This window comes from Trinickia sp. (assembly GCF_051954495.1).
In the GTDB taxonomy this organism is placed as follows: domain Bacteria; phylum Pseudomonadota; class Gammaproteobacteria; order Burkholderiales; family Burkholderiaceae; genus Trinickia.
Genome location: NZ_JBQCHR010000152.1, coordinates 1 through 18,379, shown reverse-complemented (window position 1 = coordinate 18,379; position 18,379 = coordinate 1). Strand labels below are relative to the sequence as shown.

Annotated in this window: 14 protein-coding genes; 8 read left to right on the top strand and 6 right to left on the bottom strand. The window is 63.6% G+C overall.

What is annotated here, in order from left to right:
- Positions 1-99: 99 nt before the first annotated feature.
- Both ACTHNR_RS20425 and ACTHNR_RS20420 read left to right on the top strand, forming a co-directional pair.
- A complete protein-coding gene (locus tag ACTHNR_RS20425; protein ID WP_440549479.1) occupies positions 100-2,208 on the top strand; it encodes a phosphocholine-specific phospholipase C in 2,109 nt (702 codons plus the stop codon).
- A gap of 261 nt (positions 2,209-2,469) precedes the next feature.
- Entirely contained in the window at positions 2,470-2,916 is a 447-nt protein-coding gene (locus ACTHNR_RS20420) for an HU family DNA-binding protein (RefSeq protein WP_440549478.1), read from the top strand.
- A 96-nt stretch (positions 2,917-3,012) separates the two neighbouring features.
- On the opposite strand, the gene ACTHNR_RS20415 is transcribed toward ACTHNR_RS20420, so the two are convergent.
- The 4 genes from ACTHNR_RS20415 to ACTHNR_RS20400 all read right to left on the bottom strand — a co-directional run bounded on the left by ACTHNR_RS20415 (position 3,013) and on the right by ACTHNR_RS20400 (position 9,103).
- Positions 3,013-4,452: a cytochrome-c peroxidase gene (locus tag ACTHNR_RS20415; RefSeq protein WP_440549477.1), complete on the bottom strand. Its 1,440-nt coding sequence runs from the start codon at positions 4,450-4,452 to the stop codon at positions 3,013-3,015.
- Between the two features lie 128 nt (positions 4,453-4,580).
- The gene (locus tag ACTHNR_RS20410) at positions 4,581-6,239 is read right to left on the bottom strand and encodes a phospholipase C (RefSeq protein ID WP_440549476.1); all 1,659 of its coding nucleotides are present in this window, start codon (positions 6,237-6,239) and stop codon (positions 4,581-4,583) included.
- A gap of 391 nt (positions 6,240-6,630) precedes the next feature.
- On the bottom strand, positions 6,631-7,797 hold the full coding sequence (locus tag ACTHNR_RS20405; RefSeq protein ID WP_440549503.1) for a porin: 1,167 nt from the start codon (positions 7,795-7,797) through the stop codon (positions 6,631-6,633).
- A gap of 397 nt (positions 7,798-8,194) precedes the next feature.
- Positions 8,195-9,103, bottom strand: a complete 909-nt coding sequence (locus ACTHNR_RS20400; protein ID WP_440549475.1) for a YihY/virulence factor BrkB family protein — start codon at positions 9,101-9,103, stop codon at positions 8,195-8,197.
- A gap of 163 nt (positions 9,104-9,266) precedes the next feature.
- Here ACTHNR_RS20400 and fdnG point away from each other — a divergent pair, with 163 nt between their 5' ends.
- The 3 genes from fdnG to ACTHNR_RS20385 are packed head-to-tail and all read left to right on the top strand — an operon-like array spanning position 9,267 to position 13,895.
- Positions 9,267-12,338, top strand: coding sequence for a formate dehydrogenase-N subunit alpha (fdnG, locus tag ACTHNR_RS20395; protein ID WP_440549474.1), 3,072 nt, complete (start codon positions 9,267-9,269; stop codon positions 12,336-12,338).
- Positions 12,339-12,348: 10 nt separating this feature from the next.
- On the top strand, positions 12,349-13,272 hold the full coding sequence (fdxH, locus tag ACTHNR_RS20390; RefSeq protein WP_440549473.1) for a formate dehydrogenase subunit beta: 924 nt from the start codon (positions 12,349-12,351) through the stop codon (positions 13,270-13,272).
- Entirely contained in the window at positions 13,269-13,895 is a 627-nt protein-coding gene (locus tag ACTHNR_RS20385; RefSeq protein ID WP_440549472.1) for a formate dehydrogenase subunit gamma, read from the top strand. Before fdxH ends, ACTHNR_RS20385 begins: the two co-directional genes overlap by 4 nt.
- A gap of 8 nt (positions 13,896-13,903) precedes the next feature.
- Here the strand turns inward: ACTHNR_RS20385 and ACTHNR_RS20380 are convergent, their stop codons facing one another.
- Entirely contained in the window at positions 13,904-14,788 is an 885-nt protein-coding gene (locus tag ACTHNR_RS20380) for a LysR family transcriptional regulator (protein WP_440549471.1), read from the bottom strand.
- Between the two features lie 94 nt (positions 14,789-14,882).
- On the opposite strand from ACTHNR_RS20380, the gene ACTHNR_RS20375 reads away from it, so the two are divergent.
- Positions 14,883-15,782 carry a nitrilase-related carbon-nitrogen hydrolase gene (locus tag ACTHNR_RS20375; protein WP_440549470.1) on the top strand — a complete coding sequence of 300 codons (900 nt, stop codon included), beginning with the start codon at positions 14,883-14,885 and terminating at the stop codon, positions 15,780-15,782.
- A 94-nt stretch (positions 15,783-15,876) separates the two neighbouring features.
- Here ACTHNR_RS20375 and ACTHNR_RS20370 read toward each other — a convergent pair whose 3' ends face one another.
- Complete coding sequence (locus ACTHNR_RS20370) at positions 15,877-16,425, bottom strand: GNAT family N-acetyltransferase (protein ID WP_440549469.1); 549 nt, start codon at positions 16,423-16,425, stop codon at positions 15,877-15,879.
- A 214-nt stretch (positions 16,426-16,639) separates the two neighbouring features.
- On the opposite strand from ACTHNR_RS20370, the gene fdhE reads away from it, so the two are divergent.
- Together fdhE and selA are read left to right on the top strand one after the other, a co-directional pair.
- Positions 16,640-17,587, top strand: a complete 948-nt coding sequence (fdhE, locus tag ACTHNR_RS20365) for a formate dehydrogenase accessory protein FdhE (RefSeq protein WP_440549468.1) — start codon at positions 16,640-16,642, stop codon at positions 17,585-17,587.
- A gap of 33 nt (positions 17,588-17,620) precedes the next feature.
- Positions 17,621-18,379, top strand: a 759-nt coding sequence (selA, locus tag ACTHNR_RS20360) for an L-seryl-tRNA(Sec) selenium transferase (protein WP_440549467.1), incomplete at its 3' end; no start/stop codon positions are given.

Here is an 18,379-nt window from a genome sequence, read left to right as displayed (position 1 = left end):
TTGCCTTTAGTGGGTGGGTTTTGCCGTAGTGCGTCGGCGCGCGTCGCTTTTGCGAGGCCGTCTTTCGTTCCACTTCTTCGTCAGATACACGAAACCAATATGACATCGACAAGCCGCCGAGATTTTTTGCGCGCCGCCGCTCAAGCGGCAGGCGCGGCTGCCGCGATGGGCGCGCTGCCCGCCGGCATTCGCAATGCGCTGGCGATTCCCGCCCACGACACGACGCGCAGCATCAACGACATCGAGCACATCGTGATCCTCATGCAGGAGAACCGCTCGTTCGATCATTACTTCGGTACGCTTCGCGGCGTGCGAGGCTACGGCGATCGCCGCGCGATTACATTGCCTAACGGCAAGAGCGTTTGGCATCAGCCGCTGGCCGGCGATGCCGGATACGTGCTCCCCTTTCGCCCGAGCGCATCCGATCTCGGCATGCAGTTCCTGCAGGACTTGCCGCATGATTGGACGACGACCCAGCACGCTTGGAACGGTGGGCGCTACGATCAGTGGGTGCCGTCCAAAGGCACGACGACGATGGCCTACCTCACGCGTCAGGACATCCCGTTCCACTACCAGCTCGCCGACGCGTTCACGATTTGCGACGCTTATCATTGCTCGGGCATGACGCCGACCGATCCGAATCGCTATTACATGTGGACCGGCTGGGTGGGCAACGACGGCAAGGGCGGCGGCCCGGTGATCGACAATGCGGAGGCCGGCTATTCATGGTCGACGTACCCCGAAGTCCTGCAATCGGCCGGCGTATCGTGGAAGGTCTACCAGGACATCGGCACGGGGTTGAACGCAGCCGGCGCATGGGGCTGGACAGTGAACGCCTACATCGGCAACTATGGCGACAATTCGCTGCTGTATTTCAATCAATATCGCAACGCGCAGCCCGGCGATCCGCTCTACGAGCGGGCGCGCACCGGCACCAACGTCGCCGCGAACGGCGGGTACTTCGACATCCTGAAGAAGGATGTCGAAAACGGCACGTTGCCGCAGGTTTCGTGGATCGTGGCGCCCGAGGCGTATTCCGAGCACCCGAATTGGCCGGCCAACTACGGCGCATGGTACGTCGACCAAGTGCTGCAAGTGCTGACGTCGAACCCGCAGGTATGGAGCAAGACGGCGCTCTTCATCACGTACGATGAGAACGACGGTTTTTTCGATCACATCGCGCCGCCGTACGCCCCCTGGTCGAAGGAGGCGGGGAACTCGACCGTCGACACGATCAACGAATATTTCGCCGGCGATGCGAAGTACCCGGCCGGCCCATACGGGCTCGGGCCGCGCGTGCCGATGCTCGTGGTGTCGCCCTGGTCCAAGGGCGGCTGGGTCTGCTCCGAAACGTTCGACCATACGTCGATCATTCGCTTCATCGAGCGGCGGTTCGGCCATGGGCATAAGCTGTGCGAATCCAACATTACGCCCTGGCGCAAGGCCGTCTGCGGCGATCTGACGCGCGCGTTCGATTTCGCGAATCCCAATGCGGCGTTTCCGACGCTGCCGAGCACGAGCGCCTATGCGCCCGCCGATCAGCAGCGCCATCCCGACTACGTGCCGCTGCCTCCGCTCGTGCAAGCGCAGCCGCGTCAGGAACCCGGGGTTCGCCCGGCGCGCGCGTTGCCGTACGAGCTTTTCGTGCGAGCGCGCGTGGAGGCGGGGCAATCGCGGCTGCAGCTCAAATTCACGAACACGGGCCATGCCGGCGCGGCGTTTCACGTCTATAAGGCGGCGAGCGCCGATGCGCCGAAGGCCTACACGGTCGAGCGGAACAAGCATCTCGTCGACGGCTTCGCGCTCGATGCCGACGGTACGTACGATTTCGCGGTGCATGGCCCCAACGGTTTCGCTCGCCGCTTCGCCGGCCGCGCCGTCGCCGCGCACTTCTGGAGCTCGGGCGTGGCCATGCCCGAAGTGGTCGAGTCGTACGACGTAGCCAACGGCAACATCGAGCTTCGTCTGCAAAATGCGGGGTCCGCCGCATGCACCTTCACGATCGTCAACGCGTACGACGGTACGAGCTTGACGCGCAAGGTCGCCGGCGGCGAAAACGCGGACCTGTATCTCGATTTGCGCGCGCATCACGGTTGGTACGACCTGCAAGTGACCGTGGACGCCGATGCGAAATTCGTCCGCGCGCTGGCCGGCCACGTCGAAACGGGGCGTCCGAGCATGAGCGATCCGGCGCTCGGCATGGCCTGAAAGCCCTGAAATTCAGGGCTTTTCCTCGGGTTGGTCCGCTCCGGGCAAACCCTTTGCGCCCGTCGTCGAAAGCCTTCGACTTCCGACGACGGGCGTCAAATGCGCCGAAATAGTCAGCGCCGCGCAACAAAACCCCCTGTAAACATGCTCTCGAAACACAAAAGAGATGCATAAACGCGCGCAGCGCTTGTAGAATCCGGCCTTGAAGCCGCGTACGTCGTACGCGCTTCGTGCGTTCAACGACCAACAGGTAGGAGAAACATGTCGACTTCCGCAAAGAAGGTTGCGAAAAAAGCTGCCGTCGCACCGGCAAAGAAAGCAGTTGCCAAGAAAGCTCCCGCGAAGACTGCCGCGGCTAAGAAGGTCGCCGTGAAGGCGTCCGGCGCTCCGACGCCGATCAAGGACACCTTCACGAAGGCCTCGCTGGCTGCCCACCTCGCGGATCGCTCGGCTGTAGAGCCGAAGTCCGTCAAGGCGGTGCTCGCGGCGCTCGAAGACACGATCCTCGGCACCGTTCACAAGAAGGGCGCCGGCGAATTCACGCTGTCGGGTCTGCTGAAGATCGTCGTGCAAGCCGTGCCGGCGAAGAAGAAGCGCTTCGGCAAGGACCCGTTCACGGGTGAAGAGCGCTGGTTCCCGGCCAAGCCGGCGAGCGTGCGCATCAAGGCGCGTGCGTTGAAGAAGCTGAAGGACGCGGCTTCCGCCTAAATTCGGTTTCGCCGAAGTAAAAATCCCGCGAAGGCGTCATGCCTTCGCGGGATTTTTTATGGGTCGGCGCGATGCCTAGCGCTGAGTGCTTAATGCTTAGTGTGCTTTTGCATCCGGTTGGTAGCCGTCGTTCAGCGTTTGCAGGAAGGCGATGATGTCCTTGATGTCGGTTTCGGTCATCGAAGGGGCGTCGCCCGGCTTGCGATCGAAGGGGGCGTCGGCCTTGTCGATGTTCGCGTGGTATTTGACCGGAAGGTCGTCGTACTGCGCCACCTTGCCTTTTGCGTCGCGCGGATAGATCTTCCCGGGCTCGATGTCGCGCAAGTTGTAGAACGCCAGCACCTGGTCGAGCGAGTGATAGACGCCGTTGTGGAAAAACGCATGACGGGTAGCCGCATTGCGCAGCGACGGCGTGAGGAACATGCCGCAGTACTGCGTTTGCGTGGCCAGATCCGTGCGATGAGGGCCGCACAGTCCCATGTCGTAAAAGCCGGCGTTGCGATTGACGGCGAGCGCGGTGTTGCGCGGGACGCCCAGCGCTTCGTATTCATAGTCGGTGAACATCGGCGGGAGCTTGTCACGCGAGGGTTGCGACAAATGGCAGCCCGCGCAGTTCGCCTTTTGCGGATCGTTGAATAGTTTCAAGCCGCGCAGCTCGGCTTGCGTCAGCCGCGCACGCCCTTCGAGCCAGTAATCGTACTTGCTCGAATAGGGGTGAAAGGAAGGATCCTCGACCTGGTAGCGCGCAACCGCGAACATCGCTTCCGAGAGCAGCATGCGCGGGTTCTTGAAGATGTCCGGCCCGAACAGCTGGATAAAGACCTTGCGGTAGGCCGCGCTGTCGAGTTTGCGCGCGACGTCTTCTTCGCTCGCGTTGGCCATTTCGACGGGATTCATCAGCGGCCCGAACGCCTGCATCTGCAGCGTATCGGCGCGGCCGTCCCAGAACATGCCGCCTTGCGGCACGATGGCCGGCGCGGCGGGTGCTGCGCCGGCCGTTTTTTGCGCACGCGCGGCGCCCGATGCTTGCGCGGCTTCCTGCGCGAAGTTCGCCGGCGTGTCGTTGTCGGCCTGTTCGGGGCCGATGCTGAAGTTCGGCTGCCGGTAGAGGTACATCAACGAAGGCGGTGGACGATCGCCTTGCAGCGTCATGGAAGGGCCGCCGAACTGCACGGGCAGGGCGTTGGGCGGACCGTACGCGTGGGCGGGGCTATGGCACGACGCACACGAAAGCTTGCCCGACGCCGACAAGCTCGCATCGAAGAAGATCTGCTTGCCGAGCAGCGCCATCGCGCTGAGCGGGGCGACAGGGGGGCGTACTAGATGCACCGGGTGCGGATTCGCGCCCGTCAATTGCTCCACGATGTCGCCGACGGCCGCGGGTGTTTGGTCCGGATAGGCGAACGCCCATGCGCAGGCGCCGGCGGCGGCGATGAGCACGCCAAGGGCGACGATGCGGACGAAGAAACGGCGGCGTGTCGCGGCAAGGCGGCGACCGGCGGGCGAGTTCGGCAAGGCTGAGTCGAGCGGTTGCATCGTGGTAAGAAGTAGTACGTCGAATGCCAACAGACAAAAAGCCACAGCCCGTTGCCGGGCTGTGGGGTCGAGATGCGTTGCGCTAGCGCACCGTTTCGCGCGCTAGGCTGGCGACGTGATCGTCTTGCTTACGGCGCCGTGGCCACTTGCGTGCCCAGCGTCGGATCGAGGAACAGCGGCGTCGTGCGCGGCGAGCTCGTGAAGTCGAACATGCTCGAGATGCTGCCTGCGGTCGCGTCGAACGAACCGCCGCCGATGCGTTGACCGCCGAGCCAGTTGTCTTCGATGAAGCGCACGATCGAGGCTTGGGAGACCGGCGTATGGTCGACGAAGTTCTTGCGGGCGTACGGCGAGATGACGAGGAACGGAATGCGCGTACCCGGGCCGCAGCGGCCGTTCACGGGCGAGCCGTTCACGCCGAGGGGCGCCGTGCCGCTGCCGCAGACGTTCGTGCCGTTCAACATGTCGGCGCTCGAGAACGAAGCGGACGTCGGGCTCGCGTAGGCGTGGTCGTACCAACCGTCGGAGTCATCCCACGTGACCAAGACGGCCGTGTTCTTCCAATCGGGCTGCTGCTGCAGGAAGTTGACGACTTTCGTCACGAACGCTTGCTCGTCGAGCGGATCCGAATAGCCGGCGTGGCCGTCTTGATACGCGGGCGCCTTCAGGAAGCTGACCGACGGGAAATTGCCTGCCTTGACGGCTGCGAAGAAATCGTCGCTGTCGTACTGGTGGTTGGCCGGGTCTGCCGTCGTCGCGCCGGGCGCCGTCGTGTAGCCCACGGCCGCCATCGAAGCCGGACGCAAATGCTGCGGATTGGCCGTCGACGTGTAGTACTGGAACCAGTTGTGGTGCGGGATGTAGTCGGCCGTCGAAGCGTTGACCACAGTCGAGAGCGTCTTACGTGCGCAGCCCGTCGAGCCGTCGCTGTTGACCGTCGACAGGTTGAAGCCGCCCATGAAGCCGCCCCACGTGATGCTCTTGGCGTTGAGCAGATCGCCGATGTTCTTACCCGTCATCAAGGCCGTGTCCGTCGTGCTCGAGCAGACGTCGGCGCCCGGATCCACGTCGTTGATCATCGTGAAGCCGCCTTGGCCGTCGGCCACGTAGTACGAGCTACGCGACGATTTGACGATCTGCATGCCGTTCGTTTGGCCCGAAATCGCTTCGAGCGCGCCCGGCGTCGACGGGCCGTACGTGTCGGTGTAGGCGTTGTCGCTCATCGCGAAGTTCTGCGCGTAGTTCCAGAGCGCGGTGACGGTGTTGCCGTCGTAGTAGCCCATCACTTGGCCCTTCGTGCCGAACGCGCCGGCGCCGCCGCTCGTGCCCTTGCCCGTGAACTTCGGGAAGAGATCCATGAGGCCGTTGTCGTACGCTTGTTCTTCAGCCGTGTAGGCGTGATTCTGGTCGGCCGTCGCAGCTTGCGTGCGGTCCAGACGGAACGGGTTCGAGGCGTCCGTGCCGTTCAGCGCCGCATTCGCGTTCGCGTTGGCCGTGAGCAACGTGCCGCTCAGGCCGTTGACCGTCGGCGTGCCCGAGGCGGCCGTGAAGGCCGGTTCGCCCGCCGGGTTCGTCGAGCTCGGGTACGTGGCGAAGTAGTGATCGAAGGAGACGTTTTCGCCGTAGATGACGACGACGTGTTTGATCGGCGTCGAGGTGGCGAGGGCGTCTTGCACCGAGACCGACGCAACGGGCGCGGCCGGCGTGTCATTCGAACTGCCGCATGCAGCCAGTACGGCGAACGAAGCGGCTGCTACGGCGATAGGGAAGAGCTTGCGGCGAAACATGGGGACGCACTCCTGGTTTGTCGTTGTCGCAAGCTTCCGGACGGGTATGCCGTCACCCTTTCCCGGTGAGATGACAGCGAAGGAAGCCGCGGCGAACGGTGGTTATTCTTGGAAGAACGGCGCATTGGACCATGCGCATATGAAGCGTCCGCGACATAAAGCTTTCTAAATGGTTTCGATTGCTTTCGATTGGGTTGGGCGCCATCTGCCGCGATTCCGCTTCGATCGGCCTCGTTTGCACCGGTTCATGCCGGGCGTGCGTCGGCGGATGCGGCAGGCGCGGCAAACGCGGAGGCAACAAAAAAGCCAGCCGGGGTCGCCCCCGGCTGGCTCGATGCTGCTTATTGCCGACTATGCTTCTAGACTGTCGTCGATCGCTCGACTAGGCCGATTAGAACTTGTGGCGCAGGCCCAAAGCGACGAGTTCTTGCGAGCTCGTGCCGTTGTAGCCGTACGAACCGATCGAGGCTTGCGCGGCAATCTTGCCGCCGGCGCCGTCGCTCGTTTGGCCGCTTGCGTGCTGATACGCGCCCACGAGGTACACGTCGGTGCGCTTGGACAGCGTGTAATCCGCGCCCAGCGAAGCTTGGTGGTACGTAGCCGACGTATCGCCGCTCGACTTCGTGTAGCTATAGCCCAGGCCCAGCAGCAGCGCCGGCGTGGCTTGATAGTTCAGGAAGCCTTGACCGACGTTGTACTTCTCGGTCGAACCGAACGTCGACAGGCTGTCGCCCTTGTACTGCGCGTTGCTGTAGCTCGCGCCCATCGTGAACGGGCCGACCGTGTATTGCGCCGCAAGACGTGCGATGCCGATCGACTTCGCCGAAATGTAACCGAGGTTGATCGGGCCGTCGAACGTGCCGCCGGACGTACCGCCCCACGTCGAGCGGAAGCCGTTCGCGCCCACGGTGTTCGTGTTGTCGGCGCGGAAGTAACCGGCGGCTACGCCGAGCGGGCCGTTGTTGTACGCGGCCGCGAGCGACCACGTTTGGCCGCTGCCGGTCGAGCCGGCCACACCGCCGAGCGCGTACATGGCTTCGAATTGGAAGCCGGCGTACGTGGGCGACAGGTACTTGATCGCGTTGTCCGTGCGCGAGCTGTTGTCGTAGTTGTCGACATCGCCCGGCGTGGCGAACGCGCTGCCGAAGTAGTTGTCGGCCGTGATGCCTTGGACCAGATCGACCACCGGGTCATACTGGCGGCCCAGCGTCAGCGTGCCGTACGTTTGGCTCGTCAGGCCGACGAACGCTTGACGGCCGAATTCGCGATTGCCCTGGCCCAGACGGCCGTTCGACGGATCGAAGCCGTTTTCCAATTGGAAGATCGCAGCGAGACCGCCGCCCAAGTCTTCTTGACCCTTGAGGCCCCAGCGCGTGCCGGCCAAGTCGCCGCCGCTTGCATTGCCGAGCGCCCACAGGTTCTTGTTGCCGTCCGCGTTATGCACGTACGTGAGCGACGTATCGATCACGCCGTACAGCGTCACGCTGCTTTGCGCATGAGCTGCACCGGCTGCACCGAGGAGGGCGAGCGAGAGGGTTGACAAAGCGATTTTTTTCATCATTTCTCCACGCGAAGCGTTATTAGACTGTTGCGGAAAGGAGAGTAGCGCAATGCACTTGAAAGGATGAGTGAAAAAAATTCACTGTCGTCAAAATGAAACAAAGGCTCCTTCAAAGCGGTAAAAAGCGAACACCCGATTATTGCTGCCTCTGAAATACTGAATTAGACAGAATGCAAAGAAGCTGCAAAATTGCGTCGCAATTGCGCAACTTTCCCTGAATGCGTGCGGTCGATCGCCGCAGTGGGGCGGCTCTGGCGCCCGCCGCGGCGGTGAACGGACCACAGATGCGATATCCGAGTGCGCAATGCACGTCGATGCAGCGCAATGCCCCGAAACGGCGCGACGCATCGCGGCTAGACAGGGCCGCACAAATATGCTGACTCGAGTAACGGTTCTAATGATCTGCTTTATTGGGCACGCCTGGTTTATTGGCGGCGACTCGTCGCCGCCCGCGAGCGGCGGCATATTCAGCCCCGAGCAATAGCACGGCTGCGGAAAAGTACAGCCACATCAGCAATACCGCCAGCGAACCGGCGGCCCCGAATGCATTGGCGAGCCCGGCGTGGGCTAAATAGATGGCGAAAAGCTTTTTACCGGCTGTGAAAAGCAGGGCGGCGACGATGCCGCCCGTGAGCGCGTCGTGCCAGGCCACGTGCGCATCGGGCAGGAATTTGAGCAAGGCGGCGAAGGAGAAAGCGAGCACGACCACACCCAGCACGAGCTGCAAGATGTCGCCGACGACGACGAACGGCGTTCCGCCCAGCAGCCATTCGCCGACGAAAGTCACGACCGTATCCAGCACGAGCGAGACGATCGCGAGAAAGGCCACGCCGAGCACGAGCCCGAACGAAATTAGTCTGACTTTGACGAGTGCGAGCACGGTCGAGACGCGGGCCGACGAATCGGTTGGCCACACGATCGAAAGCGCGGTATTGAGCGAGGCGAACGTCGCGGAAGCGCCGAGCGCGAGGGCGACGAACGAAACGAACGCGGCCGTGCCGCCCGTGCCGCTGTGCGAACGGGCGTTGATCACGATCATCTGCACGGCGGCGGCGGCTTCGTCGCCGATGAGGACGTGCGCATCTTGGAAGATCTGGCCGCGGATGGCATTCGTGCCGAAGAACCAGCCGGCCACGGCGATCACCATGACTAGCATCGGCGCGAGCGAAAACGCGGAGTAAAAAGCGATGCCGGCGGCCATCGTGGTGCAGCGGTCCTCGCTGAAGTGCTGCATCGCGTCGACCGCGCACGCGCCCTCGCGGCGAGCCGCGCGCGGCAAACGGCTGAGGGAAAGTGAAGCCATCGATCGAACCCCGTTCTATGTATGCCCCGATGCCTGCGCCGTTGCAGGCCGCATGCCTGTCCGTCGCATGTTGCGGCGCAATATGGACTGATTCGCGAATCGCTCCGGCGCCGCCTACACTTTTAAGCACTCCATAGCGTGCAATGGCGCGGAGGAGACCCTCATGTTGCAACTCACACGACGCCAGTTCCTCAAGGTGACGGCGTCTTCCCTGGCCGGTTCCAGCCTGGCGCTGCTCGGCTTTTCGGCGGACGACGCGCTGGCCGAGGTGCGGCAATACAAGCTTGCGCGCACAACCGAAACGCGCAACACGTGCCCGTACTGTTCGGTCGGCTGCGGCATTCTGATGTACGGGCTCGGCGACGGCGCAAAGAACGTGCGCACGAGCATCGTCCATATCGAAGGCGATCCCGATCACCCCGTCAATCGCGGCACGCTGTGCCCGAAAGGCGCGAGCCTGATCGATTTCATCCATAGCCCGAGCCGTTTGACGCATCCCGAGTTTCGCGCGGCGGGCAGCGATCGCTGGCAGCCGATCTCGTGGAACGATGCGCTCGAGCGCATCGCCAAGCTGATGAAGGAAGATCGCGACGCGCATTTCGTCGAGACGACCGACGACGGCCTGAAGGTCAACCGCTGGCTGACGACGGGCATGCTCGCGGCATCGGCGAGCAGTAACGAAGTCGGCTATCTGACGCATAAGACGGCGCGCAGCCTCGGCCTACTGGCTTTCGACAATCAAGCGCGTGTCTGACACGGCCCGACGGTGGCAGGTCTTGCCCCGACGTTCGGCCGCGGCGCGATGACGAACCATTGGGTCGACATCAAGAACGCCGACGTGATTCTCGTGATGGGCGGCAATGCGGCCGAGGCACACCCTTGCGGCTTCAAGTGGGTGACCGAAGCCAAAGCGCACCGCAAGGCCAAGCTGATCGTGGTCGATCCGCGCTTCACGCGCACGGCGTCCGTTGCCGATTTCTACACGCCGATCCGCACCGGCACGGACATCGCGTTTCTCGGCGGCGTCATCAATTATCTGCTGACGCACGACAAGATCCAGCACGACTACGTGCGCGATTACACGGACATGTCGTTCATCGTCCGCGAAGATTTCAAGTTCGACGACGGCCTTTATTCAGGCTACGACGAAACCAAGCACGGCTACCCCGACAAATCGACGTGGGACTACGAGCGCGGCGACGATGGCTTCGTCAAGGTCGATCCGACGCTGCAGCACCCGCGTTGCGTCTATGCGCTGATGAAGGCGCACTATGCCCGGTACACGCCCGAACTCGTGGAACGCGTATGCGGTACGCCGAGCACGTCGTTCGTTCAGGTGTGCGAAGCATTGGCGTCGACGGCCGTGCCCAATCGCGCGGCCACGATCATGTACGCGCTCGGTTGGACGCATCACTCGGTGGGCGCGCAGATGATTCGAACCGGGGCGATGGTTCAACTGCTGCTCGGCAATATCGGTGTGGCGGGCGGCGGCATGAATGCGTTGCGCGGCCATTCGAACATCCAAGGGCTGACCGATCTCGGCCTCATGTCGAATCTGCTTACGGGCTATATGACCTTGCCGATGCAGGCGGAGCAGGATTTCGACGCCTATATCGCGAAGCGGGCCCTGCAACCGCTGCGGCCCAATCAACTGAGCTATTGGAAGAACTACCGGGCGTTTTTCGTCAGCTTGATGAAGTCTTGGTGGGGCGACGCGGCCACGGCCGACAACCACTGGGGCTACGACTATCTGCCCAAGCTCGATAAATCGTACGACCTGATGCAGGGGCTCGAACTCATGTATCAGGGCAAGATGAACGGCTACATCGCGCAAGGGTTCAATCCGCTCGCCGCCGCGCCGAGCAAGGCGAAAACCGCGGCGGCGCTCGCCAAGCTCAAATGGCTCGTGGTAATGGATCCGTTGGCCACCGAAACATCGGAGTTTTGGAAGCACTACGGCGCCTACAACGATGTCGATACGGCGCACATTCAAACAGAAGTGTTTCGCTTGCCGACGACTTGCTTCGCCGAGGAAAACGGCTCGCTCGTCAGCTCGAGTCGTGTTTTGCAGTGGCATTGGACGGGCGCGCAGCCTCCAGGCGAGGCGCGCAGCGATCTCGAGATCATGGGCGGCTTGTTCGTGCGCATTCGAGACCTCTACCGTAAGGAGGGCGGCAAGTATCCGGACCCGATCGTCAATCTTTCCTGGCCGTACGCCAACCCCGAGAGTCCCACCCCGGAGGAATTGGCGAAGGAGTACAACGGCCGCGCGCTGGCCGACCTACCCGACCCGAAGGATTCGACGAACGTGCTCGTGAAGAAGGGCGAACAGCTTGCGGGCTTCGCCCAATTGAAGGATGACGGCTCGACTGCCAGCGGGTGCTGGATCTTTTGCGGCGCATGGACGCAAGCGGGCAATCAGATGGCGCGACGCGACAACGCCGACCCCACCGGCATCGGGCAAACGCTCGGATGGGCGTGGGCCTGGCCCGCGAACCGCCGCGTGCTGTACAACCGCGCTTCTTGCGATGCGAGCGGCAAGCCGCTCGACCCGGCGCGCAAGCTCATTGCTTGGAACGGCAGCGCCTGGGGCGGGGCGGACGTGCCCGACTTCAAGCTGGACGAGCCGCCCGAGAACGGCATGGGGCCGTTCATCATGCTGGCCGAGGGCGTGGCGCGGTTCTTCGCGCGCGACGCGATGGTCGAAGGCCCGTTCCCCGAGCACTACGAACCGTTCGAAAACCCGCTCGGGCACAACCCGCTGCACCCGAACAATAAGCTCGCGACGAGCAACCCGGCGGCGCGCGTCTTCGCCGACGATCGCGCGATGTTCGGCACGGCCAACGAGTTTCCGATCATCGCCACGACGTACCGGCTGACCGAGCACTTCCACTACTGGACAAAGCACGTGCGGCTGAACGCGATCCTGCAGCCCGAGCAGTTCGTCGAAATCGGCGAAGAGCTGGCGAGTCAGATCGGCGTGAAGCACGGCGAGCGCGTCAAAGTCTCGTCCAAGCGCGGCTATATCGTCGCGGTGGCGGTCGTAACCAAGCGGATCAAGCCGTTCACGATCGAAGGCAAGAAGGTGCAGATGGTGGGCATCCCCTTGCATTGGGGCTTCATGGGGCTGGCGAAACCGGGCTACTTGACGAACACATTGACGCCGTCGGTTGCCGACGGCAACTCGCAGACGCCCGAGTTCAAGTCCTTCCTCGTGAAGGTCGAAAAGGCGTAAGGGGACAGTCATGGCTCTGCAATCGCTCGACATCAAACGGCGCTCGGCCACGACCGTTGAGCCGCCTTCCGTGCGCGAGCCGTCGACGGGCGGCGTCGCCAAACTCATCGATGTGACGAAATGCATCGGCTGCAAGGCGTGCCAAGCCGCCTGCATGGAGTGGAACGACCTGCGCGACGAGATCGGCCAGGCGAGCGGCGTGTACGACAACCCCGCCGATTTGACCGAACATTCATGGACGGTCATGCGGTTCACCGAATACGAGAACCCGCAGGGGCGGCTCGAATGGCTGATCCGCAAGGACGGGTGCATGCACTGCGAGGATCCGGCTTGCCTCAAGGCATGCCCGTCGCCGGGCGCGATCGTGCAATACGCGAACGGCATCGTCGATTTCCACGAGGAGAACTGCATCGGCTGCGGCTATTGCGTCAGTGCGTGCCCCTTCGACGTGCCGCGCATTTCGAAAAAAGACCATCGCGCTTACAAATGCACGCTGTGTTCCGATCGCGTAGCCGTCGGGCAGGAGCCGGCTTGCGTGAAGACATGCCCGACGGGCGCGATCATGTTCGGCGCGAAGGACGATATGAAAGCCCAGGCGGCCGAGCGCATCGTCGACTTGAAGGAGCGCGGTTTCGACCACGCCGGGCTGTACGACCCCGCCGGCGTGGGCGGCACCCACGTCATGTACGTGCTGCATCATGCCGATCGCCCGTCGCTCTATCACGGCTTGCCCGACGATCCGCGCATCAGCCCGTTCGTATCGCTGTGGAAGGGCGTGACAAAGCCCCTCGCGCTCGGGGCGATGGCGCTGGCGGTGCTGGCGGGCTTCTTCCACTACGCGCGCGTCGGGCCCGATGAGGTGACGGACGAGGACGAAGCGACGGCGCGCGACGAAGCGCAGCGCATACGCGCTGAACGCAAGGAACGATCATGAAGACCGACGACGTCGAAACGATCGAGCGCTATACGCCGAACGAGCGCACGCTTCACTGGATCACGGCGATCGCATTCGTGCTGCTCGCGCTGTCGGGGCTCGCCCTGTTTCATCCGGCCATGTTCTGGTTGTCGGCGCTGTTCGGTGGAGGGCAATGGACGCGCATCCTGCATCCGTTCATCGGCGTGGTGCTGTTCTTGTCTTTCGCCCTGCTCGCGGGGCGATTTTGGGCGAACAACATGCTCGATGCCGACGACCGACAATGGCTCAGGCAATTTCACGACGTGCTCGCCAAACGGGAAGACGCGCTGCCCGAGGTTGGGCGCTACAACGCGGGGCAGAAGCTGCTGTTCTTCCTCATGGTGGTCTGCGTCGTCGCTTTGCTTTTGAGCGGACTGGTCATTTGGCGCCGGTATTTCGGCGATGCGTTTTCTCCGGCTGTCATTCGCGCCGCGGCTGTCGTTCACGCGTTTTTCGCGTTCGCGATGATCGTCGGCATCATCGTGCACGTCTACGCGGCGATCTGGGTCAAAGGCTCCGTCGGCGCGATGGTGCGGGGCACGGTCACGCTGGGATGGGCTCGCAAGCATCACGCCAAGTGGTTTCGGCAGAGCGTGAAGTAAGCGAGGCGTCAGGCTGCGCGGCCCCGTTTGAGCGCGCTCCGCGCGAATGCGACGAAGCGCTGCGTGACGATGTCGTCGCGGCCGGCTTGCCATGCGAGCCCGACGCGCCAGCGCGCCTCGGCGCCCGGTAACGCCAGTACGGTAGCGTCGCGCAGCAGAAACTGCATGTGCGAAGGCACGAACGCGACGCCTACGCCCGCGGCTACCGTCGCCAAAACCGATTGCACGTCCTGCGCTTCCTGAACGACCCTCGGGACGAACCGACGCTGCGCGCACCAGCGATCGATTTGGTCCGCCGTGCCCGCGCCCCGCGCGCGGGACAGCGCGACGAAGCCGATGTCGTTCAATACGTTCAAGTCCTTCGGCAGTCGTTCAATGCGCGCTTCCCGCGGAATCGCCAAGGCGAGCGATTCCTCGACCACGGCAAACGCTTCCAGTTCGCCGCCTTTCGGCATCCGCATGAAGCCGACGTCAAGCGTACCGGCGAGCAGCCGCCGCGATTGCTCGGCCGATGAGAGATCGACGAGCGTCACGCTCACCTGCGGATGCTGCCGCCGAAAATCCGCGATCAATCGCGGCGCGATGGTCAGCACCGAGAGGCAAAGGCCTACGCGCAAGCGTCCGCGTTTGCCGCCGCTCGCTTCCTTTGCGCGAAGCAGCATGTCGTCGGCATCGCGCACGAGCGCGGCGGCGTCGGGCAGAAAGTCCGTGCCGAATGCGGTCAACTCGGCGCCGTGCCGGCCGCGTTCGAACAGACGTGCGCCAAGTATCGATTCGAGCGAACCGATTTGCTTGCTCAAGGCGGGCTGGCTCGTATGCAGCGCCTCGGCGGCTCGCCCGAAATGTCTGAGCTCGGCCACCGTCAGGAACGCACGAAGCAGTTTTAGATCCATTCTTTTGTGGAATCGAACGAGGAAAACGATTCATTTTACTTATCGAAGGCGCGGCGATTCAATAGAGGCATTCCGTTGCCGATTCGCTCAAGCCATGTCCACGCCCGCTTGCCGCCCGCTGAGGGTGGCCGCCTTGCCTTTCTCTTTGCCGCCCACCGGTATTGCCGCCGAGCTCGATCGAGCTGCGCACGAGGGGGTGGGCTTGGCGGTCTTCCCCGAATTGAGCCTGGCCGGAGCCGTGCGGGTCGGCCGCTTGCGGCGCCCCGAACTCGAAGCGTTGTCCGAACCGTTGTTCGGTCCGTCGATCGACGCCGTGGCGCAAGCGGTCGAGGCGTCCGGCGTGGCCGCGGGCGTTGGATGGCTCGAACGCGGCGACGACGGCGCGCTCTACAACAGCTATGTCGTGTGTATGCCCGGCGGCGCGCGGCATCGCCATCGGAAGGTCTACTCGATGGAGAACCCGCATCTGCGCGCCGGCGAGCGCATCGACGTTCATGACACGCCGTGGGGCGTCACGATGAGCATCTTGGTCGGCGCCGACAACTATCTGCCGGAGAACGCGCGCGTCGCGGCGTTGAAGGGGGCGACGTTATTGGTTGCGCCGCATCGCAGCCGTATCGGCGCGGCGCAAGCGGTGACGACGCAGCGCGATTGGTACGTTCGCGCACTGCCGGTGCGCGCCGGCGACAACGGTTTGTTTGCCGTCCTGAGCGACGTGCGGGAATCGGCGCGGGGGCCGAACTGCCCGGGCGCGGCGTTGATCGCCGGGCCATCGGGCGCCGTGCTCGCATCGAGCGACGCGCCGCAATCGCCGATTGCCGCGGCCGACATCGATCCGGAGCACGCGAGGCGGAGCATCGCGCGGCGCTGGCTGAGCGAGCGACGGCCCGAGCTGTACAGCGCATTGATCGCGTCGGAAGTGCAGGACGGCGAAGGTGGGCGGACGCACGCTCCGGCCTGGGCCACGACGACGCACGAGACGCATGGGCGCTGATCGGTCGCCGTCAGTTTCGCTGTTGTCGGACTAAAGCGATCGCTGCTGTAGCGCGTGTCGGATATCGCCTCTCGTCATCGGCCGACGTCTCGGCTCAGCGCCGATCGGTATGTAAAAGTCCGTAGATTGCGCTGTCGGAGACGTTGCCGTCGACCATCCATCGCTCGCGCAGCAGCCCCTCCTTCACGAAACCGAGGCGTTCGAGAATGCGCGCCGACGCCCCGTTGCGAGGATCGATCTCGGCCTCGATGCGGCGCAGATGCAGCATGTCGAACGCACAATCGACGACGGCGCGCGCGGCTTCGCTCATATAGCCCCGCCCCCAAAAAGCGCGCTGCAGGCCGAAGCCGATTTCGGCACGCTTCGATGCGGCGTCGAGATCGAACAGCGAGCAGATACCGATGGCTTCATGCGTGGCGGCGATCTCCACGGCCCAGACGATCTCCGTTTCGGTGGCCGAGCCTTGCATGCGACGGGCGAGGTAATCGACGACTTGTTCGAAGCGCGTCATGACCGGAAAAGACCAATAGCGCATGAATTGCACGTCCGAATACATGGCGAACAGCGGCGCGGCGTCTTCGGCGCGCAGCGGACGCAACGTCAGGCGTGCGGTCGACAACATGGAAGCATCGGGTGGCGGCATGAGAATGCAGGAGACAGAGGATACGGGGAATGCGGGCTTTGCGATTTGCGTGGGCGGATTGAATGAAAGGCAGTGTATACCGACATTTACCTTACGTGTTTTTTGTCATACAACGCATATAGGCCTTGTTCCAATCAATCTTCAATCACTCGGCGTCCGGTCGCGCGGGGCGGCAAGCATAGCCGATGTCGGTTCAAGCGATCGGGGTGAGCTCGTGACTCAGCGGATCTTACAACCTGGCGAAATCGAAGCGCTCGACCGCACGGCCATCGCGCGCCTGCGCTTGCCGCTGCGCGAAACGGTGTTCGCCGATCGCGCCGTGCGGCTCAGGCGCTTGGCGCAGGGGCATCCGATCGCCGGCTACCTTCGACTGATGGCGACGCTCGTCGAGGCGCAGCAGCAAGCGTTGGCGACGGTGTCGGCACGCATGCCGTCGGCGGAGGCCATCGAGCATGCGCAAGCGCATTCGATGCCGATCGCCGGCGCGCTCGGCAGCGCGCGCGACCCCGCCTGGCGCGACGTCCTACGTCGCCTCGTAGACCGCGTAGACGGGGCGGGCGCCGCAACGCCATCGCTGGGTAGATTGCTCGATGGGTTACGCGCCATGAGCGACGCCCAGCTCGACAGCGCCGCCGACGCCGTGCTCGGACTGCGCTTCGGCGAGATCGATCCCGCCACGGCGCCGTTCGTGGCGGCCGCGCTGCAAGTCATCTGGACCGACATCGCGAGCCGCCTCGATATGCGCGATGTGCCGTATCTCGAGACCCCCGGGCTATGTCCCGTTTGCGGATCGATGCCGGTTGCGAGCGTCGTGCGGATCGGGGGGCAGTACGACGGCTATCGGTTTCTGCAATGCAGTTTATGTTCGACCGAATGGCACATGGTGCGGGTCAAATGCTCGAATTGCGATTCGACGAAAGGCATTGCGTATCACGGCATTGCCGGGGGCGACGAGGCGCTCAAGGCCGAATCGTGCGACACGTGCGGCGTTTATCGGAAGATCGGGTACCAAGAGAAGGACCACGACATCGAACCGATGGCCGACGATCTGGCGAGTTTGGCGCTCGACCTGCTTATGAGCGACGCCGGGTTCCGCAGGGCGTCGCCCAATCCGATGTTGTGGCCGCAAGCAGCGGGCGGCGAGCCCTCGCCGGCAGGGTGAATAGTGGCATTGAGCTAGAGGCGTTGAGCGGCCATGTCGGATGCGACGACGGATTCGCGGCGGAAAGAGAGCGCTCGTGCGCATGGCGGCGAGGCCGCGACGCGCAAGGACTTGCCTCGGCTGCCGTCGGTCGAGCGCGTGATGTCCGCGCGCGAGATCGCGCCGCTCGTCGAAACGTATGGGCGGACGTGCGTGCTCGGTGTCGTACGCAATGTGCTGGCGGCATGCCGGGAGGCGATGCTGACGGGTGACTCGCAAGCCGCTTTCCCCGACTTGGCCGGCGTTGCGTCGATGACGGCGGCTCGATTGGTGGAGGAGTCGGCCAGCCGGCTGCGCACAGTCTTCAATCTGACGGGCACCGTGCTGCACACGAACCTCGGCCGCGCCCTGCTGCCGGAGGCCGCGGTGCGAAGCGTCGTCGATGCGATGACGCAGCCCGTCAATCTCGAGTTCGATCTAGCGACGGGCAAGCGCGGCGATCGGGACGATGTCGTCTCCGAATGGCTTTGCGAATTAACCGGCGCCGAGGCCGCGACCGTGGTCAACAACAATGCGGCCGCGGTGCTCTTGATGCTGTCGGCGCTGGCCGCGCGCAAGGAAGTCGTCGTTTCGCGCGGGGAGCTGATCGAGATCGGCGGATCGTTTAGGATCCCTGACATCATGCGCAGCGCGGGCGCGCGGCTGCGGGAAGTCGGGACGACGAATCGCACACATCTTTCGGATTACGAGCACGCGATCGGCTCGCGCACTGCAATGCTGATGAAAGTGCATTGCAGCAACTACGCGATCAGC

What these genes read in the sequence shown, in the direction of transcription:
- ACTHNR_RS20370 (WP_440549469.1), bottom strand. Translation starts at nt 16,425, where the DNA reads ATGCCGCCACCCGATGCTTCCATGTTGTCGACCGCACGCCTGACGTTG.
- ACTHNR_RS20410 (WP_440549476.1), bottom strand. Translation starts at nt 6,239, where the DNA reads ATGTTTCGCCGCAAGCTCTTCCCTATCGCCGTAGCAGCCGCTTCGTTC.
- ACTHNR_RS20380 (WP_440549471.1), bottom strand. Translation starts at nt 14,788, where the DNA reads ATGGATCTAAAACTGCTTCGTGCGTTCCTGACGGTGGCCGAGCTCAGA.
- ACTHNR_RS20420 (WP_440549478.1), top strand. Translation starts at nt 2,470, where the DNA reads ATGTCGACTTCCGCAAAGAAGGTTGCGAAAAAAGCTGCCGTCGCACCG.
- fdxH (WP_440549473.1), top strand. Translation starts at nt 12,349, where the DNA reads ATGGCTCTGCAATCGCTCGACATCAAACGGCGCTCGGCCACGACCGTT.
- ACTHNR_RS20405 (WP_440549503.1), bottom strand. Translation starts at nt 7,797, where the DNA reads ATGAAAAAAATCGCTTTGTCAACCCTCTCGCTCGCCCTCCTCGGTGCA.
- ACTHNR_RS20375 (WP_440549470.1), top strand. Translation starts at nt 14,883, where the DNA reads ATGTCCACGCCCGCTTGCCGCCCGCTGAGGGTGGCCGCCTTGCCTTTC.
- ACTHNR_RS20385 (WP_440549472.1), top strand. Translation starts at nt 13,269, where the DNA reads ATGAAGACCGACGACGTCGAAACGATCGAGCGCTATACGCCGAACGAG.
- ACTHNR_RS20415 (WP_440549477.1), bottom strand. Translation starts at nt 4,452, where the DNA reads ATGCAACCGCTCGACTCAGCCTTGCCGAACTCGCCCGCCGGTCGCCGC.
- ACTHNR_RS20425 (WP_440549479.1), top strand. Translation starts at nt 100, where the DNA reads ATGACATCGACAAGCCGCCGAGATTTTTTGCGCGCCGCCGCTCAAGCG.
- ACTHNR_RS20400 (WP_440549475.1), bottom strand. Translation starts at nt 9,103, where the DNA reads ATGGCTTCACTTTCCCTCAGCCGTTTGCCGCGCGCGGCTCGCCGCGAG.